Origin of the sequence: Pseudoclavibacter helvolus, from assembly GCF_049707175.1 — a bacterium.
GTDB classification, from domain to species: Bacteria; Actinomycetota; Actinomycetes; order Actinomycetales; family Microbacteriaceae; genus Pseudoclavibacter; species Pseudoclavibacter helvolus_A.
Genome location: NZ_JBNAFM010000010.1, coordinates 113700 through 136887, shown reverse-complemented (window position 1 = coordinate 136887; position 23188 = coordinate 113700). Strand labels below are relative to the sequence as shown.

The 23188-nt window shown below is 69.8% G+C and carries 23 protein-coding genes; 14 read left to right on the top strand and 9 right to left on the bottom strand.

Features of this window, described 5'->3' with window-relative positions; translation table 11 throughout:
* Positions 1 to 3: 3 nt before the first annotated feature.
* From ACPYN9_RS10115 to ACPYN9_RS10100, 4 genes are all read right to left on the bottom strand, one after another.
* Positions 4 to 486, bottom strand: a complete 483-nt coding sequence (locus ACPYN9_RS10115; protein ID WP_424466205.1) for a DUF3224 domain-containing protein — start codon at positions 484 to 486, stop codon at positions 4 to 6.
* Between the two features lie 114 nt (positions 487 to 600).
* A complete protein-coding gene (locus tag ACPYN9_RS10110; RefSeq protein WP_424466203.1) occupies positions 601 to 1368 on the bottom strand; it encodes an HAD hydrolase-like protein in 768 nt (255 codons plus the stop codon).
* 70 nt (positions 1369 to 1438) lie between these two features.
* Positions 1439 to 2134: an endonuclease NucS gene (nucS, locus tag ACPYN9_RS10105; RefSeq protein ID WP_424466202.1), complete on the bottom strand. Its 696-nt coding sequence runs from the start codon at positions 2132 to 2134 to the stop codon at positions 1439 to 1441.
* Between the two features lie 110 nt (positions 2135 to 2244).
* Complete coding sequence (locus tag ACPYN9_RS10100) at positions 2245 to 2877, bottom strand: LysE family translocator (protein ID WP_424466201.1); 633 nt, start codon at positions 2875 to 2877, stop codon at positions 2245 to 2247.
* Between the two features lie 147 nt (positions 2878 to 3024).
* Between ACPYN9_RS10100 and ACPYN9_RS10095 the strand changes: the two genes are divergently transcribed.
* Positions 3025 to 4176, top strand: a complete 1152-nt coding sequence (locus ACPYN9_RS10095; protein ID WP_424466199.1) for a hypothetical protein — start codon at positions 3025 to 3027, stop codon at positions 4174 to 4176.
* Here ACPYN9_RS10095 and ACPYN9_RS10090 read toward each other — a convergent pair.
* Positions 4173 to 5303 (bottom strand): hypothetical protein, encoded by a 1131-nt coding sequence (locus ACPYN9_RS10090; protein WP_424466197.1) that lies wholly within the window; start codon positions 5301 to 5303, stop codon positions 4173 to 4175. The genes ACPYN9_RS10095 and ACPYN9_RS10090 overlap by 4 nt on opposite strands.
* A gap of 175 nt (positions 5304 to 5478) precedes the next feature.
* On the bottom strand, positions 5479 to 6840 hold the full coding sequence (locus ACPYN9_RS10085) for an MATE family efflux transporter (RefSeq protein WP_424466196.1): 1362 nt from the start codon (positions 6838 to 6840) through the stop codon (positions 5479 to 5481).
* 90 nt (positions 6841 to 6930) lie between these two features.
* Between ACPYN9_RS10085 and ACPYN9_RS10080 the strand changes: the two genes are divergently transcribed.
* Positions 6931 to 8943 (top strand): M13 family metallopeptidase, encoded by a 2013-nt coding sequence (locus tag ACPYN9_RS10080; RefSeq protein ID WP_424466194.1) that lies wholly within the window; start codon positions 6931 to 6933, stop codon positions 8941 to 8943.
* Between the two features lie 55 nt (positions 8944 to 8998).
* Here the strand turns inward: ACPYN9_RS10080 and ACPYN9_RS10075 are convergent, their stop codons facing one another.
* Together ACPYN9_RS10075 and ACPYN9_RS10070 are read right to left on the bottom strand one after the other, a co-directional pair.
* Positions 8999 to 9499 carry a hypothetical protein gene (locus ACPYN9_RS10075; protein WP_424466192.1) on the bottom strand — a complete coding sequence of 167 codons (501 nt, stop codon included), beginning with the start codon at positions 9497 to 9499 and terminating at the stop codon, positions 8999 to 9001.
* Between the two features lie 191 nt (positions 9500 to 9690).
* A complete protein-coding gene (locus ACPYN9_RS10070; protein ID WP_424466191.1) occupies positions 9691 to 11037 on the bottom strand; it encodes a glutamyl-tRNA reductase in 1347 nt (448 codons plus the stop codon).
* Between the two features lie 141 nt (positions 11038 to 11178).
* Between ACPYN9_RS10070 and hemE the strand changes: the two genes are divergently transcribed.
* The 12 genes from hemE (at position 11179) to ACPYN9_RS10010 (ending at position 22228) form a co-directional block, all read left to right on the top strand.
* Positions 11179 to 12330, top strand: coding sequence for a uroporphyrinogen decarboxylase (gene hemE / locus ACPYN9_RS10065; RefSeq protein WP_424466189.1), 1152 nt, complete (start codon positions 11179 to 11181; stop codon positions 12328 to 12330).
* Positions 12327 to 13865, top strand: a complete 1539-nt coding sequence (locus ACPYN9_RS10060) for a protoporphyrinogen/coproporphyrinogen oxidase (protein ID WP_424466187.1) — start codon at positions 12327 to 12329, stop codon at positions 13863 to 13865. The genes hemE and ACPYN9_RS10060 overlap by 4 nt, the downstream gene beginning before the upstream one ends.
* Positions 13866 to 13962: 97 nt before the next feature.
* Positions 13963 to 14283: a YtxH domain-containing protein gene (locus ACPYN9_RS10055; protein WP_424466186.1), complete on the top strand. Its 321-nt coding sequence runs from the start codon at positions 13963 to 13965 to the stop codon at positions 14281 to 14283.
* A gap of 30 nt (positions 14284 to 14313) precedes the next feature.
* The gene (locus ACPYN9_RS10050) at positions 14314 to 14775 is read left to right on the top strand and encodes a phage holin family protein (protein ID WP_424466184.1); all 462 of its coding nucleotides are present in this window, start codon (positions 14314 to 14316) and stop codon (positions 14773 to 14775) included.
* Complete coding sequence (locus ACPYN9_RS10045) at positions 14768 to 15064, top strand: DUF3618 domain-containing protein (protein WP_424466182.1); 297 nt, start codon at positions 14768 to 14770, stop codon at positions 15062 to 15064. The genes ACPYN9_RS10050 and ACPYN9_RS10045 overlap by 8 nt, the downstream gene beginning before the upstream one ends.
* A gap of 59 nt (positions 15065 to 15123) precedes the next feature.
* Complete coding sequence (gene hemQ / locus ACPYN9_RS10040; protein ID WP_424466180.1) at positions 15124 to 15918, top strand: hydrogen peroxide-dependent heme synthase; 795 nt, start codon at positions 15124 to 15126, stop codon at positions 15916 to 15918.
* Between the two features lie 89 nt (positions 15919 to 16007).
* Positions 16008 to 17201 carry a ferrochelatase gene (locus ACPYN9_RS10035; RefSeq protein WP_424466227.1) on the top strand — a complete coding sequence of 398 codons (1194 nt, stop codon included), beginning with the start codon at positions 16008 to 16010 and terminating at the stop codon, positions 17199 to 17201.
* On the top strand, positions 17198 to 18121 hold the full coding sequence (gene hemC / locus ACPYN9_RS10030; RefSeq protein ID WP_424466178.1) for a hydroxymethylbilane synthase: 924 nt from the start codon (positions 17198 to 17200) through the stop codon (positions 18119 to 18121). The genes ACPYN9_RS10035 and hemC overlap by 4 nt, the downstream gene beginning before the upstream one ends.
* A gap of 42 nt (positions 18122 to 18163) precedes the next feature.
* Positions 18164 to 19075 (top strand): uroporphyrinogen-III synthase, encoded by a 912-nt coding sequence (locus ACPYN9_RS10025; protein ID WP_424466177.1) that lies wholly within the window; start codon positions 18164 to 18166, stop codon positions 19073 to 19075.
* Positions 19076 to 19170: 95 nt separating this feature from the next.
* Positions 19171 to 20196: a porphobilinogen synthase gene (gene hemB, locus ACPYN9_RS10020; protein WP_424466175.1), complete on the top strand. Its 1026-nt coding sequence runs from the start codon at positions 19171 to 19173 to the stop codon at positions 20194 to 20196.
* A complete protein-coding gene (gene hemL / locus ACPYN9_RS10015) occupies positions 20193 to 21545 on the top strand; it encodes a glutamate-1-semialdehyde 2,1-aminomutase (protein WP_424466174.1) in 1353 nt (450 codons plus the stop codon). Before hemB ends, hemL begins: the two co-directional genes overlap by 4 nt.
* Before the next feature lie 44 nt (positions 21546 to 21589).
* Positions 21590 to 22228, top strand: coding sequence for a DedA family protein (locus ACPYN9_RS10010; protein ID WP_424466172.1), 639 nt, complete (start codon positions 21590 to 21592; stop codon positions 22226 to 22228).
* A 278-nt stretch (positions 22229 to 22506) separates the two neighbouring features.
* Here ACPYN9_RS10010 and ACPYN9_RS10005 read toward each other — a convergent pair whose 3' ends face one another.
* Complete coding sequence (locus ACPYN9_RS10005) at positions 22507 to 23166, bottom strand: FMN-dependent NADH-azoreductase (RefSeq protein ID WP_424466171.1); 660 nt, start codon at positions 23164 to 23166, stop codon at positions 22507 to 22509.
* Positions 23167 to 23188: the final 22 nt, after the last annotated feature.

The following is a 23188-nucleotide window of genomic DNA, read 5'->3' as shown; positions in this document are numbered from 1 at the left end:
CGTTCAGGCCTCGGCCTTCGACGTGCCCGCCTCGACCTCGCCGGCGAACACCTCACCGTCGATCTCGACCTCGTCGGCGTCGTCGAACTCGATCTCTAGCACCAGCGTGTGGTCGTCGCCTCGCGCGATGATCTCGCCCGTGCCGCTCGCCCCACTCAGCTCGCCGGTGCCGGAATCGGGCACGATGTGCAGCACACCACCGCCAGCCGCCGGGCGGCCTCGCGCGACGGAGTTGGCGTGCCAGAACGCCAACGTGCCCGATCTTCCCGCGATGGTTCCCTCGAAGGCGTCGATCGCGACGTACGTGCCCGAGCCGTGCTTCTCGTTGAAGGCACCCGCGAAGAGCACCTCGCTGCGCCCCTCGATGTCGCCCCCAGCGATGGCACGGATGATGAAGGCGCCGCCCAGCGGCGCTGCGGTCTCGACCCCGACGGCGCGGCCGTTGGCGTCCCAGGCTTCGATGGTGAAAGAGCTCTCTGCGCGCATGCCATGAGGATACGACGGGGCACCGACAAAGCAACTGGAACAGCGCAAGTCAGGACAGCCGCCCCAGCTTCGGGCCGGCCTCGTGGCTGGGTGTGGCGTGTGGTGGAGTTTGGCTCAGCCCAGTGCCAGAAAGGCGCGCAGTCGCTCAGCGGAATCGGCCACACCCACCGAGCCCTCCTCTTCGCCGAGGCGGCCGTAGCCCCACGAGACGTACACGGCGGGCACATCGTGCTCGGCCGAGCCCTGCACATCGTAGAAGCGGTCGCCGATCATGAGCACGTTGCTGAGGTCGACCCCGGCGACCTCGAGGCGTCGGAGCGCCTCCTCGATAACGTCGGCCTTCGCCGAGCGGACCTCATCGTCGGAGGCTCCAGTGATCGTGAGGAACCGGTCGGCCACCCCGTAGCTCTCGAGGATCACCCGCGCCGAGGTCTCCGGCTTACTGGTCGCGGTCGACTGCGGAATGCCTGCGGCGTGCACGTCGCGGATGAGGTCGAGGATGCCCGGATACGGGTCGCCGATGAACGAGTCGGATTCGCGGTAGATGGTGCGGTAGCGTTCCGTCGCCTCGACAGGGTCGAGTCCGTAGGCCGCGAAGGTCTCGTGGATCGGCGGGCCGACGTGCTTCAGCAGCTCCGCGTCGCTCGGGATCGGCAGGCCGTAGCTCGAGAGCACTGCGCGGAGGCTGTTCAGGATGCCGGGCGCGGAGTCGCTGATGGTTCCGTCGAGGTCCCACAGGACCGCGGTGAAGGGGGCGACGCCCGTGCCGCGCGCGAGGTCCACGAGGTTCGTGCTCGGCGTCGGTGCCGGCTGCACGATCGGCGTCGCCCGCGGCGCAGCGGGGGACTGGGGTGCGATGTCTGTTGAACGTGAGTGCGTCATGTCCGAGCCAGTGTAGTGAGGGGTGTCCGAGCAGAAGGCGACAGCCAGTTGAACGGCTGGGGTGCGAGCCTCAGAAAAGACGCATGTGGCGCGGGTCGACGCCGCGCATCTCGTCGTAGTCGAGGATCACGCAGCGGATCCCGCGGTCCTCGGCGAGCGTCCGCGCCTGCGGAGCGATCTCCTGCGCCGCGAAGACGCCGGAGACCGGCGCGAGCAGCGGGTCGCGGTTCATGAGCTCGAGGTATCTGGTGAGCTGCTCGACGCCGTCGATGCCGCCGCGCCGCTTGATCTCGACGGCCACGGATGCGCCGTTCTCGTCGCGCGCGAGGATGTCGACGGGCCCGATGGCCGTCATGTACTCGCGGCGAACCAGCGCGTGCCCGTCGCCGAGCAGGTCGATCTGGTCGGCGAGCAGCTTCTGCAGGTGCGCTTCCACGCCGTCCTTCTCGAGGCCGGGGTCCTTGCCGAGGTCGTGGGAGTGGTCGCTGAAAACCTCGCCGATCGTGACGAGCAGCTGGTCGCCCGTCTTGGTCTGCGTGACCCGCCAGAGGGCCGTGATGCCCGCTTCGACCTGGGTCGCATCCGGTGCCTCTTCGACGATCGAGCAGGGGGCGCTCATCCAGTTGAGCGGCTTGTAGCTGCCGCCGTCGGAGTGCACGAGGAGACTGCCGTCGGCCTTTCGCATGAGCACGCGAGGGGCCATGGGCAGGTGGGCGGTGAGGCGGCCGATGTAATCGACGCTGCAGTTCGCAATGACAAGACGCACCAGACGAGGGTAATCGCTCGGGATGCGCCCGGTCGTCGTGCGCGCCGGGTGGGCCGCCTGCGCGGGCGCGTCAGCTACGCGCGAGGCCCCCCCCGGCCGCGCGCATCCGCTCAGCTCTTCGCGCCCGACAGGGCGAGCACGCCGCCCAGGCCGATCATCATGGCGCCTCCGGTCGCGGACATCCCCGAGATGCGCTTGGGGGAGCGAGCGAACCACGCTCGGGCGGTTCCCGCGGTAAGGGCCCACGTGCCGTCGAAGATGAGGGCCAGGACCAGGAAGCAGATGCCGAGCTCGAGGAGCTGCGACCAGGCCGGGCCCGCCGTCGGCGACACGAACTGGGGAAGCACGGCGACAAAGAAGGCGATCGTCTTGGGGTTGGTACTGCCCACGATGAACCCCTGCGTGAGGAGACGCAGCGCGCTCGCGGGCTGCGGCGCCTCCTCGGACAGGTGCGCGTTGCGGTTCCTGATGGCCTGCACCCCGAGCCAGACGAGGTAGACGGCGCCGGCGATCTTGATCACGGTGAACGCCACCACCGACGAGGCGACGAGCGCGCCGACGCCGAGGGCAACCGCGAGCACGGCCGGGATCATCCCGATCGCGTTGCCGACGACGCTCAGCACGCCCGCGCGGCGACCCAGCGCGATCGACCTGCCGATGACGAAGAGCACGCTCGGGCCCGGGATGAGGATGAGCAGCACCGACGCGATCGCGAACGCGAAGAGGCTTTCGAGCGGGACCATGACGAGAACGTACCCCGCCGCGATGCCGAAGGCGAGCACTTCTCAAACCACGGTGACCCCCGGCGTCGAGACGCCGGAGCGCGGTCTGCTCGCGCTGATACCTTGGGAGCTGGGCAACTGGTCTGGGCAAGACGGGTGGGCGACATCGTGGCTGACGCCGCTGGGCAGGAGACGTGCGACGCAGTGGTCGCAGACCTGCGGCGACTCCGGGCGGAGTCCGGTGGGGTCGCCTTCGCCGAGATCGCCGCGCGCATCCGCGACAACCGCCGACGCAAGAGCGGCTCGGACGACGCGACCGGGCCGGCTCGGACGACGATCTACGACGCCTTCAGGCCGGGCCGCTCGCGCCTCGACGGGCGTCTCGTCGGCGAAATCGTCGAAGCCCTTGGCGTGCCGAGCGAGGCCGTTCCGAGCTGGGTCGAGCGGGCGAACAGGGCCCTGCCGTCGAACCTGTCCTTCGAACTTGAAGAGCCGAAGCACACGCCGAATGATCCGTCCGTCGGGCAGACCGCTGACGTCGATGCGGCCGAGGCGACCGGACCAGCAGATCCGACCGCGACCGCCCAGCAAGCTGAACTCCTGAGACGCTCGGCAGCGCCTCCGCCGAGCTTGCACTCATCGAGCTCGCCCCCGTCGAGCCCACCCGCGGCGAGGCGCGCCGTCAGCTGGGGCGTCGTGCTCGGCGTGATGGCTGTCAGCATCCTCATCAACCTCTCCGGCCACTACGTCGTCGCGGCCTTCCGCCTCCCCCTGTTCCTCGACATGATCGGCACCGCCATCACCGCGATCGCGATCGGCCCGTGGGCTGGTGTCGTCGTGGCGGTCGTGAGCAACGCCGGCGGGGTGTGGCTCAGCGGGCCGCCGTCGCTCTTCTTCTCGCTCGTGAACGTCGCGGGTGCCCTCGTCTGGGGCTACGGGGCCCGCCGCTTCCGCCTCGCATCCACCATCCCCCGCTACTTCCTGCTCAACGTCATCGTCGCCGTCTGCTGCTCGGCCGTCGCGGTGCCGATCATCCTGCTCCTCTTCCACGGCGGCACGGGGCATGCGGGTGAGAACGTCGTGTGGACGCTGCAGCTGCTCGGCCAACCTCAGGGGCTCGCCGTGCTCTCGTCGAACCTCGTCGCATCCGTCACCGACAAGCTCATCAGCGGCTTTGTCGCACTCGTCGCGGTCGCATGCATCGCACAGTGGTGGTCGCTTCCATCGCTGGATGGCAGCGGACGCGGCGAGGGGGCCCTCGTTGACCTCACGAGAGCCCCCTTCGACCCAGCGGCCGAGTCGCCGCGGTCCAGCCGCTAGGCCGGGATCTCGCCGTAGACGTACGCGAACTCGGTGGTGCGCTGGTCGCGGTCGCTGTTGTCCGCCGGCGAGAAGCCCGCGTGTCCCGCGGTGGACTCCACGTCGTACGACGCGAGGCCCGGATCGTCGTAGACGAGGTCGAACTCGAGGACACTCTCCGCGGCAAGTGGGGAGCCGAACTCGGCCAGCAGCTCCTGCAGGGTCACCCAGGGCTGGCGCTCCGGCGCGGTGACGTTCTGCAGGTACGCGCTCGTCTGAGTTCCGTTGAGGCGCACGTTGCCGATCGAGAACGTCGTCGTGGAGCGGGAGTCGAACCTGACGACGGCAGACCCGGTTGCCGGCAGTGGGCGCGGACCGATGGAGGTGATCTTGACCGACGTCGGGCGGCTCGTGCGGGCGGGGCCCGTGCCGAGAGGCACCGTCTCGAAGGTGACCTCGGTCTGCGCGGCGTAGGGGGACGCGGGCTCGAGCTCGCTCTTGCCGATGCCCTGCAGCACGTTGTTGTCGGTCTTCGTCTCTGGCACCAGCGACGTCGCGCTGACGAGGGACCCGACGAGCTTCTCCGGGTCGTAGGCGTCGTTCGGGTACCGGAGGAGCACCGTCGACTCCACAACCAACGCGACCGCGCCGGTCGGGAAGAGCGGATCGGTGGACTCATTCGGGGGAACGGAGACGGGGACGAGCCACCGGTACTCGGTGCGCGTGCCGTTGACGATCTTCTCGACGTCGTCGACGTAGACCGGGTCCGCGGCCCCAGCCACCCGGTAGCCGACGCGGTCGAGCTCAGCCAGCTCGTTGTCGACGGTGTAGCTGGCGCGGAACCCCTCGGCGGGCGAGGCCTCCTCGCCGTAGTTCGCGACCGCGAAGTTGCTCAACGGCGTGTACGACGAGTATCGCTGCGTGTAGTCGGGGGTGAAGAGCGGGAGCGTCTCGCCGAACTGCAGGCCGACGATCGCGAGGTCGAACCCGGACGTCGTCGTGCTTGCCGAGGCCGTCGGGGCGCCCACGGCGAACGAGACGAGCGGGATGCTCCAGGCGCCCGCCGTGATCACGGATCGGCGGGAGGGGAGCTTGCTGTCGCTCGAGGCGTTGCCTGAGTCGCTGTTCGACGGGTGGGATGCGCGCATGGTGGAACTCCAGGGGGGGTCTGTCTGCGCCGGCGTCAAGGGTGCACGGCGACCGCGAGCCTCGGGGTCGGCTCTGATTCCCCCACATTTGCAGGAAATTACCCAGGGAGCCATGGGGAGAACTCCCCGGTTTCGGGTGTGGATCCCGAATCTCAGACGCCGAAGGGCTCGCCGCTCAGCGTGATGCGCCCGGAACCAGCCACTTCGTGCCGCGCTCGCGGGCGCCGAGCACCAGCGCCCGAGCGCCCATGGTGCCGATGGCGTACGACGCCCACAGCAGCCCGAGCCCGAGCGCCCCCTGCATCCCGAGTGGCAGCACCACCGCGACCCCGACGACCAGCACGATCAGCGGCGGGATGCCCGCGAGTGCCAGGTAGCGCACGTCGCCTGCGCCGATCAGGATGCCGTCGAGCACGTAGACGAACCCCGCGATCGGGGTGCCTGCCGCCAGGATGAGGAATCCGACGGGCAGGAGCGCGAGCACGGCGGGGTCGCTCGTGAAGACGTAGCCGAGGACCCAGGCGAGGGCCGCGAAGATCGCCGCGAGAATGACGCCGAACCAGAACCCCCACTGCTTGAGCCGGCGAGAGACGGCCGTGACTCGCTTCGTATCACCCGCACCCAGCGCGTGCCCGACCATCGCCTGCCCAGCGATCGCGAGCGCATCCAGCGTGAACGCGATGAGGCTGTTCACCGAGAGGAGGATCTGCAGCGAGGCCAGTTCGGCGACCCCCTGCTGGCCCGCCGCCCACACCAGGACCACGAGGGACGCGCGCAGCGTCAGCGTGCGCAGCACCATGAAGGCGTTGGCCGAGAACACGATGCGTGGGTCGCCGATGCCGGGTCGCAGCGAGACGTTGAGCTCGCGACCCGCGCGGATCGCGATGACGATGTAGACGATCGCCATGCCCCACTGCGCGATGACCGTGCCGATGGCCGAACCTGCGATGCCCCACCCGAAGCCGTAGATGAAGATCGCGTTGAGGGCGGCGTTGACGGCGAAGCCCGCGATGGCGACGACGAGCGGCACCTTCGTGTTCTGCAGGCCGCGCAGCAGTCCCATGGCCGCGATCACGAGCAGCATGGCTGGGAGTCCCCACAGGCTGAGCGAGAGGTACGTGTTCGCGGCCTCGATCGCGGCGGGATCGCTCGTGAAGACCCCGACGAGCGGGGCGCTCGTGGGCAAGCCCACGAGCAGCAGCACGACGCCGCAGAACGCTGCCAGCCACATCCCCTCGATCCCGGCCCTGATCGCGCCGGGACGGTCGCCCGAGCCGAGCAGGCGCGCGACCACTGGAGTGGTGGTGTACGCGAGGAAGACCATAATGCCGACGACCGTGTGCAGAATCGTCGCGGCGACGCCCAGGCCGGCGAGCGCCGTGTCGCCCAGGTGACCCACCAGCGCGGTGTCGGTGAGCAGGAACAGCGGCTCGGCGACGAGCGCCCCGAAGGCGGGGACCGCGAGAGTCAGGATGCTCCGGTCGAGCGCGCGGGCATCGGTGCGGTCTCGCTTCGGGGAGTTGCTGGATGCGCGCACCCGCTCATTGTCCCAGCGCGCGTGACGTCCCGTGTTCGCCCAGAGGTGATCTCAGCGCCCGTGTCGGTGGCGTGTTCTAGCCTGAGAGGCATGTCACAGACGGACGACCTCGCCTCCACCGCTCCCGCAACCGAGCAGCTCTCCTCGGGCATCGACCTCGATGCGCTCGACGCCTCGGTCCGCCCGGCCGACGACCTGTTCAGGCACACCAACGGCAAGTGGATCGCCGCCACCGAGGTTCCCGCGTACCTCCCGGCGTACGGCAGCTTCATTCAGCTGCGCGAAGACGCCGAAAAAGCGGTCCTCGACATCCTCCAAAGCGGCAAGGACGCCGAGCCAGGAACCGAGCTCCGCAAGGCGGCCGACGCCTACGCCGCGTTCATGGACGAGGAGAAGCTCGAGGCCCTCGGGTTCGACCCGGTCCGCCCCGACATCGAGCGCGCGCTCGCCGCATCCACCATCGACGAGTTCCTCCACGTGCTCGGCGACCTCGAGCGCACCGGCCTCGGCTCGTTCGTCTCCGCCTACGTGTACCCCGACCTCAAGTCACCGGCCGAGTACGCCCTCTATTTTGAGCAGTCGGGCCTCGGCCTGCCAGACGAGAGCTACTACCGCGAAGAGCAGTACGCCGAGATCCGCGAGCAGTACCGCACGCACGTCGCGCGCATGCTCGGCCTCGCCGGGTTGGACGCCGCCGAGGAGCGGGCCGAGCGCGTCTTCGCGCTCGAGACCGAGATCGCGGCACTCCACTGGGACGTCGTGAAGTCGCGCGAGGCCGAGCTCGCCTACAACCCGCGCACCTTCGACGAGCTCAGCGCCGCCTACGCGAACGTCGACTTCACCGGCTGGACCAGCCGCTGGGGCGCGCCAGCAGGTGCCCTCGATCGCGTCATCGTGCGCCAGCCCGACTTCTTCGAGGGCGTCGCCGGTCTCCTCAGCGCGGACCGCCTGCAGGCCTGGCGAGACTGGCTCGTGTGGGGCATCGCCTCGCAGTACTCGGGCATCCTCGCGCCCTCCGCCTCAGCCGCGAACTTCGAGTTCTACGGTAAGACCCTCCAGGGCACGCCCGAGCAGCGCGAACGCTGGAAGCGCGGCACCGGCCACGCCGAAGGCAAGCTGCCAGAGGCTATCGGCAAGGCCTACGTCGAGCGGCACTTCTCGCCCACCGCCAAGGCCAAGATGCTCGAGCTCGTCGGGTACCTCACCGGCGCCTACCGTGCCTCCATCACCGACCTCGAGTGGATGAGCCCGGAAACCCGCCAGCGCGCCCTCGAGAAGCTCGAGAAGTTCGTCACCAAGATCGGCTACCCCGACCGGTGGCGCGACTACTCCGACCTCGAAATCAAAGACGACGACGTCGTCGGCAACTCGCGCCGCGCATCCGTCTTCGAAGCAGCCCACGAGTTCGCGAAGCTCGGCACGCCCGTGCGCCGCGACGAGTGGATGATGCCCCCGCAGACCGTCAACGCCTACTACTCGCCCGGCGAGAACGAGATCGTCTTCCCCGCGGCCATCCTCCAGCTGCCGTTCTTCGACGAGCACCGGGACCCCGCGGCCAACTTCGGTGCCATCGGCGCCGTCATCGGCCACGAGATCGGCCACGGCTTCGACGACCAGGGCTCCAAGTACGACGGAGACGGGCGCCTCGAAGACTGGTGGACGGCCGACGACCGCACCGCGTTCGAACAGCGCACGCGCGCGCTCATCGACCAGTACAACGAGCTTTCCCCGGAAGGCACCGACGGGCAGAAGGTCAACGGCGAGCTCACGATCGGCGAGAACATCGGCGATCTCGGCGGCCTCGGCATCGCCTGGAAGGCGTACCGCGCCTACCGGGCCGACGCCGGCTTCGCACCAGACGACGAAGACGTGATCGACGGCCTGACCGCCGCGCAGCGTTTCTTCCTCAGCTGGGCGCAGGCCTGGCAGCAGAAGGCTCGCCCCGAGTACGCGAAGCTGCTGCTCGCCGTCGACCCCCACTCGCCCGCTGAGTTCCGCTGCAACCAGATCGTCCGCAACGTCGACGCCTTCTACGAAGCGTTCGATGTCACCGAGAGCGACGCCCTGTGGCTCGCACCCGAGGCGCGCGTCACCATCTGGTAGCGCGCACCACCGGCCAGCGGGCTTCGGCTCGCTGGCCCGGGATGCGCGGCGACGTCTATTCGACGCCGGTGGGCGCCCAAACCTCTCCGTCCTTCGCGAGCATGATGAACGCGCCCGAACCAAGGTAGGTGGATGCGACGGCGGCGCCGGAGCAGAGGTCGACCGACTCGACCGGGTACACCGCCGAGGTCGTGATGCGGTCCTCCGCGTCGCCGAACAGCAGCCCGAACGAGCCATCCGCGACCGGCAGCGTGCCGTCCGGGAGTTGGAAGCTGCCGGCGTCGAGGCCGGTGGTCTCCGCGAGCGACTCGACAGTGTCGCCGGGGCACGCGATGACGGCGCCGGTCGCGCCGCTCGGCAGCAGCGCGCCGAAGTCGAGCGTGCCACCCATCTCGTTCTCACTCAATGCATCGGCGATCGACGTGCCCGGTGCCTGCATCGCCTCCTCGGTCTCGGCGCCGTCCGACTGCCCGTCCCCCGCGCATCCGCTCAGCACCAGCAGTGCAGTCAGGGCGGTGGCGCCGGCAAGCAGCGTGGAGCGGTGTTCGCGAGGCATTCGCAGGGTTTCCCATCGACGGAACGTGCACCCCGGCGGACGGCTCGGGGCGTGCGCCGGACACCCGGGCGAGGAGCAGCTGACGGGGCGAGCGGCGCATCACGATTGTCCCCCGCGGGCAGCGAGATCTCGGTGAGCCGAACCGCGTTCCCCGTGAATTGGACGCACAGGGCGAAGCCTGTGTCGTGGCGCTATGAGGAGGTGTGCACGGGGCACTCGAGGGCCCCGTCGCCTTCCGTATCCGCGGCGCGGGGGAGTGGTGCCTTCAGAATCGGCGCGACGGCTGGCTTCGGCTCGGGTGCCGTGCGGTCGACGGTGATGCCGAAGAGCAGCTCGATCGCATCGAGGTACTCGTCGCCGCGTCCTGCGCGGGCAAGTTCCTTCGCACGAACCGAGGGGCTGTGCAGGAGCGTATTGGCAAGTCGGCGCAGCGCGGCCTCGGCGATGCCGGACTCGTCTTTGCCCGCGACCCGCTCGGTCTCCGCGCGCGCGATGTCGGTGATGTGCGAGCGAAGCGCGGCGATGCCCTCGGCGACGCTCGTCTCTGCCTGCTGCTCGACGAACTCGCTCGCGGCTCGCGACACGATGCACCGGGCCTCGTCGGCGGCACCCAGCTCTTCGAGCGGTGCGTGGATGCGGATGGTCTCGAGGTCGAGCACCGAGACGCCGTCGAGGCGCCCAACGGCCGGGTCGACGTTGCGTGGCATGCCGAGGTCGATGATGAGCGTGGCCTCGGAGCATCCCGGCGCGAGGCGCGCACCGAGCATGAGGTCGTAGTCGATGACGACCGTGTCGGTGGTCGAGCAGGTGACGACGAGGTCGGCGTTCGAGAGGTGCTCCGGCAGGTTCTCGCCGTCGATGACAAAGACCCCGTCGCGCTCCGCGAACTTGTGCGCGCGGCCCGAGGGCGAGTACACGCCGACGCGGGTGACCCCTCGGTCTTGGAGGGCCTTGAGGGAAGCGGCCGCGTACGATCCGGTGCCGACGAGTACGACGTGCGCCGTGCTCCAGTCGGCGATCTGGGATGCGGCCAGCTCGAGGGAGAGGCGCACCAGCGAGCGGCCCGCGCTCTGCAGCTTCGTGCCCGACTTGATGCCCCGCGACGTGGTCGAGGCCGACTGGAAGAGACGCTCGAGCTGCGAGGTCGACATGCCGGCAGCACGCGACTCCTCGAGGGCCCGACGAACCTGGCCCGAGATCTCGCCCTCGCCGACGACGACCGACTCGAGGCCGCTCGACACGGCGAACAGGTACTCGGGCACCTGGGTGTCGTGGATGACGGACATGTTGGCGCGCAGCGTCTCGACGGAGACATCGAGGGCCGACGCGATGGTCGGCATGAGCTCGGGCGTGACCGGCTGCGCCGTGTCGATTTCGAGGTAGATCTCGAAGCGGTTGCAGGTGGAGAGCACAATGGCTCCGTCGACGCCGGGGGCGTCGCGGAGCGCGGACTCCAGCGCGCCGTCGTCGCGCGCCGCGAGCTTTTCGAGAACTGGGAAGCTCGCGGTGCGGTGATTGGCACTCAGACACAGCAACACGATTACTTATTGTAGAAGTTCTTCGCGCGTTCGCTTAAGAGCCATACCTTCCCTGAAAGCTGTTGCGATCCGGCGGCGGACGTCGTGGGTGCCGGATGCCCGCCTGAACTGGCCGCGCGCGCCTGGTGGGAGAATGGTCCGGTGACCCAGACAGCTCCCGCACCTCTGCCGCTCAGCGACTCGCATCCCCTAGCTTCGGGCCTCACGAGCGATGCTCCACTCATCCGCGCCGCCCGCGGAGATCGACCCGAGACGCTGCCGGTGTGGTTCATGCGGCAGGCAGGCCGTTCGCTGCCGGAGTACCGCGAGCTGCGCCGAGGTATCGAGATGCTCGACTCCTGCCTGCGCCCTGAGCTCGCGGCCGAGATCACGCTCCAGCCCGTGCGCCGCCACGGCGTCGACGCGGCCGTGTTCTTCAGCGACATCGTCGTGCCCCTGAAGCTCATCGGCGAGGCCGTCGACATCGTGCCAGGGACCGGCCCGGTTTTCGAGAACCCGGTGCGCTCCTCGGCCGAGGCCCACGAGTTCGCGGCGCGCATCCGAGAGCGCATCAGCCCGGAGCTGTTCGCCCCGATCAGCGAGGCCGTCGCGCTGACGGTCGCGGAACTCGGCTCGACGCCGCTCATCGGCTTCGCCGGCGCCCCGTTCACGGTGGCGGCCTACGTCGTCGAGGGGGGCCCGTCGAAAGACCACCTCCGTACGCGCACGCTTATGCAGGCCGACTCCGACGCTTGGGCCGACCTCTCCGGCGCCATAGCCGAGCTCTCGGCCGCCTTCCTCGAGGCGCAGGTGCGTGCGGGTGCCAGCATCGTGCAGCTGTTCGACTCGTGGGCCGGCTCGCTCAGTCGCGAGCGCTACCAGACGTCGATCGCGGCATCGAGCGGCCTCGCCCTCGAGCGCGTCCGCGCCTTGCGCACGCCCGCCGGCGAGCGGGTGCGCACGATCCACTTCGGCGTCGGCACCGCCGAGCTGCTCCCAGACCTGCATGCGATCGGGGCCGACGTCATGGGCGTCGACGACCGCATCACGCTCGATGAGGCCTCGCGGCGGCTCGGCGGCGGCGTGCCGTTGCAGGGCAACGTCGACCCCGCCGTCCTCGGTGCCGGTGACGCGGTGCTGCAGGCGCACGTCCGCGACGTCGTGCGCCGCGGCAACTCGGCCCCGGCGCACATTCTCAACCTCGGCCACGGCGTGCCGCCATCGGCCGACCCCGCCGTACTCACCGGCCTGGTGGACTTCGCGCACTCGTTGCCCGACGGCGGTCGTGTCGCCGACGGCGGTCGGGTCGAGTGACCGAGCTGCCCCCGACGCGACCCGAGCTGCTGGTCGTCGGCGGCGGGATCGCCGGCATGCTCGCCGCCAGGCGTGCTGCCGCGCGGGGCGTGCGGGTGCTGCTGCTCGAGGCCACTGACCAGCTCGGCGGCATGATCCGCCGCGCTCAGCTCGGTGACCTCCCGATTGACATCGGCGCCGAGGCGTTCGCCACCAGGGGCGGCGCCTTCGCCGCGCTCCTCCAGGAACTCGACATGCTCGACGAGGTCGTCGAGCCGCGCGCGCTCGGCTCGTGGGTCGTCACCGACGAGGCTGCGGCCCCTATGCCAGCTGGTGGGCTGCTCGGGATTCCAGGTGAGGCCGCGCTCCTCGACCCGACGTCGCGAGCTGCCGTGCACGCCGCGATTGGCGACGACGGTATCGCCGAGCTCGAGCGCGACAAAGGCCTGGATGCGGCGATCGGCGCCGACGAAGTCGACCTCGAATCGCTTGTGCTGGCCCGCATGGGACCGACCGTGCTCGGCCGCCTCGTCGCCCCCGTCACGCGAGGCGTCTACTCGCTCGATCCCGCTGAACTCGACCACCGGGTCCTGATCCCGGGGCTGGCGACGCGTCTGCGCGAGCAGGGATCGCTGGCCGGAGCCGTCGCCGCGCTGCGCCTCAACGCGCCACCAGGGGCCGCTGTGCGCACCGTCGCGGGCGGCATGCATCGCGTCATCGCTCGCCTCGAGCGGGAGCTCGACGAGTTCGGCGTCGAGGTCCGCGTCAGCGCCCCAGTGCGGAGCATCGAAGCGCTCCCGGGGGAGCGACAGGCCGAGCCGCAGCCGCTGGCTTCGAGGCCGGCCGATGCGCAGCACTCGGCGCGTGGATGCGCGCGGTGGCGTGTCGAGCTCACGGATGGTGAGGTGGTGCTCGCCGGGCAGGTCCTCTCGACGGTCGACATCCCGAGAACGGGGACGCCCGACGCGTCTGTGTCGTCCGTGTCGTCCGCACCGTCCGAGTCTTCTGCACCGTCCGAGTCCGGCGCCGTCTCGGTGCCCGCCGAGGTCGTCGCCCTGCTCGTCAGTACGCCCGCCCTCGACGCGAGCCCCCGTGGTACGGGCGTGCTCGTCGGCGAGCCCAGCACGAGCATCCGCGCGAAAGCGCTCACACATGTCACCGCGAAGTGGCCATGGCAGGAGACGGCGGCCGGCGAGGGGATGCACGTGCTGCGTCTCTCGTACGGCCCAGATGTGCGCGGCGGAGCGGAGCCGCTCACGCGAGGCCTCGACGACGAGCAGGTGCGGGAGCTCGCCTGCTCCGACGCGAGCCGCCTGCTCGGAACCCCGGTCACCCCGGGCGACGTCGTGGCGCTCGCGAGGCACGTGTGGCGCATCCCGGCTCCGGCCGCGCGGCTCGGCCGCACCGAGGTCCTCAAGGGCGCGAGGGACGCGGCGCAGGCGGCGGCCGGACTCGCCCTCGCCGGCACCTGGATCGACGGCACGGGCCTCGCGAGTGTCGTGCCCGGGGTCTTCCGGGCCATCGACGAACTGTTCCCCGATGACGCACAGGCTTAGCGCGAGTTGAGATGCCTCGCAGGACTAGGCTTGCTGCGTGGCTTGACGGCGCCCGATTGACCGATCGACGGCGTACCGGCGAACGATAGGAGTTTCCATGAAGAAGTTCGTGTTTGTGCTTGGCCTCGGTGCCGGGTATGTCCTCGGTGCTCGCGCGGGTCGCAAGCGCTACGACCAGATCTCCTCCGTCGCCAAGACGGTCTGGGACACCAAGCTCGTCCGCGCCAAGCGCGCAGAGGTCGACGAGCTGTCCCGCAAGCTCGCCCCGAAGGTCGCGGATGCGGCCGTGAGCGGAGCGAAGCTCGTGACGGCCCAGGTCACCAAGGCGGTCAAGGACAACGGCAAGAAGAGCTCCTCGAAGTCGCAGCCGCCTGCCCCCACCGGCACGGTGGGCAACCCGAGCAGCGACGCGTCCTAACCAGCACTCCCAGCAGAGAGCGACACACCCATGTCTGAGTCGTCAGAAAAGGCGCCGATCCGCGGGCCATTCCCCGGCATCGGCCGCACGAGGGCCAATCCGAAGTCGAGGGCGAGCCTCGGCACGCTCGTCACGGACGTCCCCAAGCTCCTCACGAAGCTTGTGCGCGACGAGGTCGAGCAGGGCAAGCGAGAGCTGATCTCGACCGGCACGAAGTACGGGATCGCCGTCGGCCTCTTCGCCGGCGCGGCCTTCTTCGCGCTCACCCTGTGGGCCGTGCTCGTGACCGCCGCCATCCTCGGACTGAACACCGTGTTCGCGCCGTGGCTCTCCGCGCTCATCGTGGCAGGCGCGTTCCTGCTGCTCGTGATCGTGCTCGGCCTCGCCGGCTACGTCGCGCTCAAGCGCGCCGGCTCGCTCGCGCCGGAGCGCACGATCGCCAGCGTCAAGCAGGATGTCAACGCAGTGAAGGGGCTCGGACAGTATGAGTGAGCAGAACGGCGAGGCGACGCTCGCGAAGAAGGAAGATAAGCGCAACGACGGCCAGCTGAAGGCCGACATTGAGCGCACGCGGCGCGAGCTCGCGGCCACGCTCGACGCGATCGAGGTGAAGGTCGACCCGCGCATCCGCGGGCGCGAGCTGCTCGACTCGACGCGCCACAGCATCCAGCGCCTGAAGGAAGACAACCCGCTGCTCCTCGCCGGCCTCGCCACGGGCGCCGCGGTTGTCGTGGCCGGTGGCATCACGGCCGCTGTGGCCCTGTTCCGCCGCTCGCGCTGAGCGCCCAGGCGGCCCTTGCCGCACCCCCAACGTTCCTCGACATTTCGTAGAATAGGACCATGACCCACTCGAATGAGGTCCCGGCTTACGCCGCCGAGCCCAACGCCACGTCCGCAGCCAACGCCGAGCAGGGCGCTCCAGAAGCCCACGCGGCACCAGAGGAGCAGGGCGGAGGCGGGGCACTCACCGAGTACACGATGATCTCGGTCTTCCGACGAGAGTCGCTCAACGAGCTGGTGCTCTCCGGCCGCGACGCCATCAAGGCGGTCGACGAGCTCGACGGCATCGTCGCCGAGCTGGCCGAAAACGGCGTCAAGGTCCGCGGGTTCTACGACGTGTCCGGCTTCCGCCACGACGGCGAGCTCATGGTGTGGCTGCACGGCGAGGTTCCCGAGAGCCTGCAGTGGGGACTGCGTCAGATCCGCCGCAGCGAACTCATCGCGCCGCTCACCCCCTCGTGGCAGATCGTCGGCGTGCACCGCGCCGCCGAGTTCAGCGCCAGGCACATGCCCGCGTACATGCTCGGCAAGGAGCCGCGCCAGTGGGTCACCGTGTACCCGTTCGTGCGATCGTACGAGTGGTACCTGCTGCCGGAGGACGAGCGCCGCCAGATGCTCGCCGAGCACGGCAAGGCGGGCTCTGCCTACACGTCGACCCTCACCAACACCGTCGCCGCTTTCGGTATCAGCGACTACGAGTGGCTGCTGGCCCTCGAGGACGACGACCTCCTCAACCTCGTCGACATGATGCGCGACCTGCGCCAGACCGATGCTCGCCGCCACGTGCGCGAGGAGGTGCCGTTCTACACGGGTCGATTCGTGCAGACCTCCGAGATCGTCGAGGTGCTGCAGTGACCGACGTCGCCGCACAGCCGCAGGGCGGCCGCTCCGAGCCGCGCAAGCCGAACCCGGCGACCTTCACGCGCGTGGAGGTCAATGCCGCCGTGAGTGCCGCATCCGACGCCGCCAAGTTCGGGCCGGAGCACACGACAGAGCCCGTCGCCTACGACGGCATCCTGCTCGCCTCCTTCGGCGGGCCGGAGGGCCAGGACGAGGTCATCCCGTTCCTGCGCAATGTCACGGCCGGCCGCGGTATCCCAGACGAACGCCTCGAAGAGGTGGCGCACCACTACCGCCACTACGGCGGCGTCAGCCCGATCAACGAGCAGAACCGTCAGCTCAAGGCGTCCATCGAGCGTGAGCTCGAGCGTCGCGGCATCGACCTGCCCGTCTTCTGGGGCAACCGCAACTCCGAGCCCTACTTCAACGACGTGCTCCTCGGCGCGCGCGAAGCCGGCTGCTCCACGCTCATCGCGATCGCGACCAGCGCCTACTCGTCGTTTTCGAGCTGCCGCCAGTACCGCGAAGACTTCGCCGACGCGCTGGAGGACACGGGCCTCGGCGGTCAGATGACCATCGACAAGGTCCGCGCGTTCTTCGACCACCCCGGCTTCGTCGCACCCTTCATCGAGGGTGTGCGAGATGCGGTGCTCAGCCTCGCGCAGGACGACGCCGACCTCGACCTGGCCACCGAGGTCGAGGTGCTCTTCACCACGCACTCGGTGCCCATGGCGGATGCGGAGAACTCCGGCCCTCCCGGCGCTGGCTTCGGTGAGAGCGGCGCGTATGCCGCGCAGCACCTCGCCGTCGCAGAGGTCGTTGCACTTGCCGCCCTGCAGGAGCTTGCGGAAGACACCACCATCGCGGGCCGTGTTCCCGAGCAGCTGTCTTGGCAGCTCGTCTACCAGTCGCGCTCCGGCCCGCCGTCGCAGCCGTGGCTCGAGCCCGACATCAACGACGTCATCGAGGAGCTCCCGTCCAAGGGCGCGAAGGCCGTCGTCGTTGTCCCCATTGGATTCGTCTCCGACCACATGGAGGTGCTCTGGGACCTCGACAACGAGGCCAAGGACTCCGCGGCCGACGCCGGGCTCGCGTTCCGCCGGACCCCGACCCCGGGCATCCACGCCAAGTACGTCGAAGGCCTCGTCGACCTCGTGCTCGAGCGCCGCGACGCGACGCCGGTCGGCGAGCGCCCCGCGATGACCTCGATCGGGCCATGGTTCGACGTGTGTCGTCCCGGCTGCTGCGCCAACAAGCGGCTCGGCTTCAAGCCGGCGGTCTCCGGACTCCTGCCGTGACCCTGCGCATCGGCACGCGAGGCAGCGCGCTCGCGGTCGCGCAGACCTCCACCATGGCGCGCGAGCTCGAGCGCATCACCGGCGAGGAGACCGAGCTGGTCCGCGTCACGACGCACGGCGACGTGACGCGCGCGGCCCTGTCGTCGCTCGGCGGCACCGGCGTGTTCGCGAGTGAACTGCGGGACGCGCTCCTCGCAGGCGAATGCGACCTCGTCGTCCACTCGTTGAAGGACCTCCCGACCGCCAAGGCGCCGGGCCTGACCGTCGCCGCCTACCCCGTCAGGGAAGACCCGCGCGACGCGCTCTGCTCGCTCGGCGGCGCATCCGGACTGACACTCGAGCAGCTTCCCCGCGGCGCGAAGGTGGGCACCGGCTCCCCGCGACGCGTCGCGCAGCTGCTCGCGCTGCGACCCGACCTCGAGATCCGCGACATCCGAGGCAACGTCGAGCGGCGACTGCGCTTCGTGACCGACGGCGAGCTCGACGCCGTCGTGCTCGCCACGGCGGGGCTCGAACGCCTCGGCTTCGGCGACGCCATCACCGAGCGCTTCGACCTCGAACACTTCCCCAACGCCCCAGGGCAAGGCTGCCTCGCCATCGAGGTTCGCGACGACGACGCCCCAGCGGGGGTCGCGCAGCTGGACGACCCTGCGGCGCGTGCGGCGGTGCTCGTCGAACGTGGCATTCTCGCGACGCTCGAGGCCGGATGCGCGGCTCCGGTCGGCGCAACCGCCCGATACGCGGACGGAAAGTTCGAGGCGTGGGCTACCGTGTATGCAGTAGACGGATCTTCGCGGGTCTCCAGCAGGCGTGCCGTGGAGGTCTCCGACCCCCATGCACTCGAAGCCGCCCAGGCAGAACTGGTCACGCTCATCTCGACGGACCTCTTCGATCAGGGTGCTGCCGCGCTGATGGCCTGAACAGCCTGAACGGAGGGTCCTGACGTGAACGGAGGAGCCGCGATGGATGCACCGCTGAAGGGCTGGAAGATCCTCGTACCTCGCGGAGGGGTCTGGGGCGGCGACGTCGCAGAGGCCGTGCGGGCCCGTTCCGCCTTCCCGATCACCGCGCCCCTCATCAACTTCGCGAGCCCGAACGAGAGCGACTCGCGCATCCTGGCCGAGAAGATCCGCCTCCTCGAGAGCGGCCACTACAACTGGGTGGCCGTGACGAGCGCAACTGCGGCGGATGTGATGCACTCGCTGGGCGTCAAGGTGCCGGACCACACGCTCATCGCGGCGGTCGGCGAGACGACGGCCGCGTCGCTGACGACGGCCGGCTACCGAGTGGACTTCGTGCCGACCCACGACAACTCGGCCAAGGGCCTGCTGCTCGAGTGGGCGGAGGCCGCGCGCCACCAGCCACCCATCTCGGTGCTGTGGCTTCGCTCCGAGGTCGCGCGTCCGACGCTCGCCGAAGGGCTCGCCAGGCGCGGCCACCTCGTCGACTCGGTCGTCGCGTACCGCACCGTCGGCGTTCCGGCCGCCGAGAGCATCCAGTACGACATCCGCAACAGCCGCATTCGCGCGATCCTCGTGACGAGCGGCTCGGTGGCCGAGCAGGTCGACAAGCAGTTTTCGCCGATCCCGGATGAGATCTACATCGCCGCGATCGGCCCCCGCACGGCGAAGGACGCAAGGCAGCTCGGCCTTCGGGTCGACGTCGTCGCCAAGCAGCGCTCGGTAGCCTCGCTCCTCGACGGCCTCGAGTGGCTCGCGAGCGGTAGCGACATGCCCGTCACCGAGGCCATCGACCTCAAGGCGCTCCGCGCGTTCGAGGCTGAGCTGCAGGCCGAGCACGACAGCAAGCCCGTGCCGAAGGAAGACATCCCGGCGCTCGACGAGGGCCGCGGGCAGACCCCAGGAGACCGCTGAGGTCCGCAGACGCTGCGTGAGAACGCTGCGGCAATTCACGCAGGGTCGCGCAGACGCGAACCACGGCCCTGCACTCTGAGGAAGGACACGATCGCATGATCTCCCCGAGCCGCAGGCCACGCCGCCTGCGCCAGAGCGACGCCGTGCGCCGCCAGGTCCGCGAGGTGCGCGTGCACCCGAACGACCTCATCCTGCCGCTGTTTGTGCGCGAGGGGGTCAGCGAACCCATCGCGATCTCGTCGATGCCCGGCGTGCAGCAGCACTCGCTTGAGTCGCTCCGCCGCGCGGTGGAGGAGGCGGCGTCGCTCGGCGTCGGCGGGGTCATGCTCTTCGGCGTGCCTGAGACGCGCGACGCGATCGGCTCGGGAGCGACCGATCCCGACGGCATCCTCAACGTGGCGGCGCGAGCGCTCGCCGACGAGTTCGGGGACGACATCGTCGTGCAGACCGACCTGTGCCTCGACGAGTTCACCGACCACGGCCACTGCGGGGTGCTGGATGCGCGTGGCCGCGTCGACAACGACGCCACCCTCGAGCGCTACGACGCCATGGCGCTCGCGCAGGCGGATGCAGGAGCCGCGATGCTCGGCATGTCCGGGATGATGGACGGCCAGGTCGCCAGCGCTCGCACCGCCCTCGACGCGGCCGGGCACACCGAGGTCGCCATCGTCGCCTACTCGGCGAAGTACGCGTCGGCGTTCTACGGGCCCTTCCGAGAGGCCGTGGACTCGCAGCTGCAAGGCGACCGCCGCACCTACCAGCTGGATCCCGCGAACCGCCGCGAGGGCATGCGCGAGGCCCTCATCGACATCGAGGAGGGCGCCGACGTTGTCATGGTCAAGCCGGCCGGCTCCTACCTCGACGTGCTCGCCGACGTCGCGGCCGAGTCGATCGTGCCCGTCTGGGCCTACCAGGTCAGCGGCGAGTACGCGATGATCGAGGCGGCAGCGGCCAACGGCTGGATCGACCGTGACCGTGCGATCGCCGAATCCGTCACCTCCATTCGTCGCGCCGGTGCAGACGCCGTGCTGACCTACTACGCGAGCGAGCTTGCTCGAGCCCTCAACGAGCAATCGGGCACGGCAGTGTCGGTGGCCCGTGGCAGAGTGGATGCACGATGAACCACGAAGCTTCAGCAACCCTCTTCGCCCGCTCGCTCGACGTGACCCCGGGCGGGGTGAACTCGCCTGTCCGCGCCTACGGCTCGGTGGGCGGCACGCCTCCGTTCGCCGCTTCGGCGAAGGGCCCGTACCTGACCGACGTCGACGGCAACGAGTACGTCGACCTGGTCAGCGGGTGGGGGCCCATGCTGCTGGGCCACGCGCATCCCGCGGTCGTCGAGGCTGTGCAAGATGCGGCGGCACGCGGGCTGTCCTTCGGGGCTCCGACGCCGGCGGAGACGCTCCTCGCGGAACTCGTCGTCGAGCGAATCGCGCCGATCGAGCAGGTGCGCCTCGTGTCGACCGGCACCGAGGCCACGATGACGGCGCTGCGGCTCGCGCGCGGATACACGGGGCGCGACCTCATCGTGAAGTTCGCCGGCTGCTACCACGGCCACTCCGACGGGCTGCTGGCTGCGGCAGGCTCCGGTCTCGCGACGCTCGCGCTTCCAGGCTCCGCTGGCGTGCCTGAGGCGATCACCTCGCAGACGATCGTCGTGCCGTTCAACGACATCGAGGCCGTGCGCGCCGCGTTCGCCGAGCATCCCGGCCAGATCGCGGCCGTCATCACCGAGGCTTCGCCCGCGAACATGGGCGTCGTGCCGCCTGAGCCCGGCTTCAACCGCGAGCTCGCCAAACTCTGCTCGAGCGAGGGCGCGCTGCTCGTGTGCGACGAGGTCCTCACCGGGTTCCGCACCGGCCCCGCCGGCTGGTGGGGCGAGGAGCAGAAGAGCGCGGCCTCGGGCGGGTGGCAGGCAGACCTCTACACCTTCGGCAAGGTCATCGGCGGCGGCATGCCGGTCGCCGCGCTCGGTGGTTCCCGAGAGGTCATGAGCCACCTGGCGCCTCAGGGTCCCGTCTACCAGGCGGGAACCCTCTCCGGAAACCCCGTCGCCGTCGCCGCGGGCATCGCCACCCTGTCGCTCGCCGACGCCTCCGTGTATGCACGCGTCGACTCGGCCGCCGCGCGCATCCGCACCGCCACCTCCGAGGCGCTCACCGCCGCGGGCGTCGCCCACTCGGTGCAGAACGTCGGCAACCTCTTCAGCTTCACCTTCGGAGACGGCGCGGCCCTCGGCTGGACCGGCACCGGAGGAGGCCCACGCAACGAAGACGAGGTCAAGCGACAGGAAGCCTGGCGCTACCCGCCGTTCTTCGCGGCCATGCTCGACGCGGGGGTCAACCTGCCGCCGAGCGTGTTCGAGGCCTGGTTCGTGTCGGCCGCCCACGACGACGCTGCCATCGACCGCGTCCTCGCTGCGTTGCCGGCCGCGGCCCGGGCTGCCGCGAACGCCTCGGCACCCGCCTAGGGTCGCGTGATCCCCGAACTACGAACGAGAGGCCAAGGCGCCGAGTGGAAGAGCTGACGAACTGGGTGCTCGACCTGCGAGGCTCCGGTTGGAGCTTCGCCGTCATCGCCCTCGTGCTCCTCATTGGCGGCGTCGTGACGTTCCTGCCAAGCCAATCGCTGGTCGTTGCCCTCTCCGCGCTCACCGCAGGCGACCAGGGGTGGACCGCCCTCATCAACCTGTTCGGCCTCTTCGCCTTCTGCGTCGTCGGCATGGTGCTCGGCGACATCGGCACCTACTGGCTGGCCCGAGGCATCGGGTTTGGCAAGTGGAGCTGGATGAACGGGCGGCGGCTCACGGCCGTACGGACGCGCGTCGGCGATCAGCTGAAGACCAGGCCCAGATGGGTCATGGTGACCGTCAGGCTTCTGCCGATGGGGCGACTCGCGACCGTGCTCGCCGCATCCGACGCCCGCATGTCGATGCCGAGGTTCCTGCCGCTCTCGGTGCTCGCGAGCGCCGTCTGGGTCGGATACGCGGTTGTCATCGGCGCGGTGTTCGGGTCGTTCAGCACCGACAACCCGCTGCTCATGATGGTGCTCGCCGTTGCGACTGCCATCCTCCTGGGCCTGCTGGCGCAGGTCGTGAACGGCTGGCTCGAGAAGCTCACCGACCGGCGCAAGGCGCACCAGGCGGCGGGCTGACGCGCTCGACCCCTGGCTGACGCGCTCGGTCCCTGACTGACGCGCTCGGTCCCTGGCTGACGCGCTCAACGGCGGGCTGAAGCGCTCGGTGTGGCGCGCCTGCTTCGGTCTTGACTCGACGACACGCGCTCCAGATACACGTCTCGGGATGGGTTCCGCGCTTCCGGATGGGTTGCAACCCATCTCGAAGCGAGAAACCCATCCCGAGGTTGATGCGGCGGGGCGCGGCGGGATGCGGCGGTGCGGGCGGCTCGTGGCAGCCCGCGGCGAGCTCGGGCTTAGGCGGCGTCGGCCTTGCCGCGGAGCTGCGCGAGCTCGCGGCCTGATTCGGTCGCCTTCGTCTCGGCGTCGGCCTTGAGATCGGCGGCCAGGTCGGCGAAGGCGTCGAGGGCCGGGTTCACGCCGACGAGCGTGAAGGGGCGCTGGACGACGCGCAGGTCGAGACCCCAGACATCCTGGAGCAGGCGCGTGAGGTACGGGGTGGAGTGGTCCCAGCCCTCCTTCGGAGTGCCCTCGTCGTAGTTGCCTCCGAGGACCGTCGCGAGGGTCGCGGGCTTGCCGGCGAGGGTGGTGCTGCCCGGGTTGGTGCGCGGGTCGGTGTAGGCGAGGTCGAACCACAGCTTGAAGTGCTGCGAGACGCCGTAGTTGTAGAGCGGGACCGTGAAGAGCAGGGCTTCCGCCTCGATGAGCTCGTCGGCCAGCTGCGCGGCGAGGGCGACGGCGGCGCGCTGCTCCTCGGTGCGGTCCTCTTCGGGGGTGAAGCCCGCATAGACCGCGTTCTGCCACGCGTCGGCAGGGATGGGCGACTCGATCAGGTTGCGTCGGGTCACGACGGAGTCGGGGTGGGCCTGCGTCCACTCGGCTTCGACCAGGTCGCCGAGCGCACGGCTGGCCGAGGTGGCGGGGAGGAGGCTGGCGTCGATACGGAGAAGGGACATGCGGGGGCTCCTAACAAGTTCA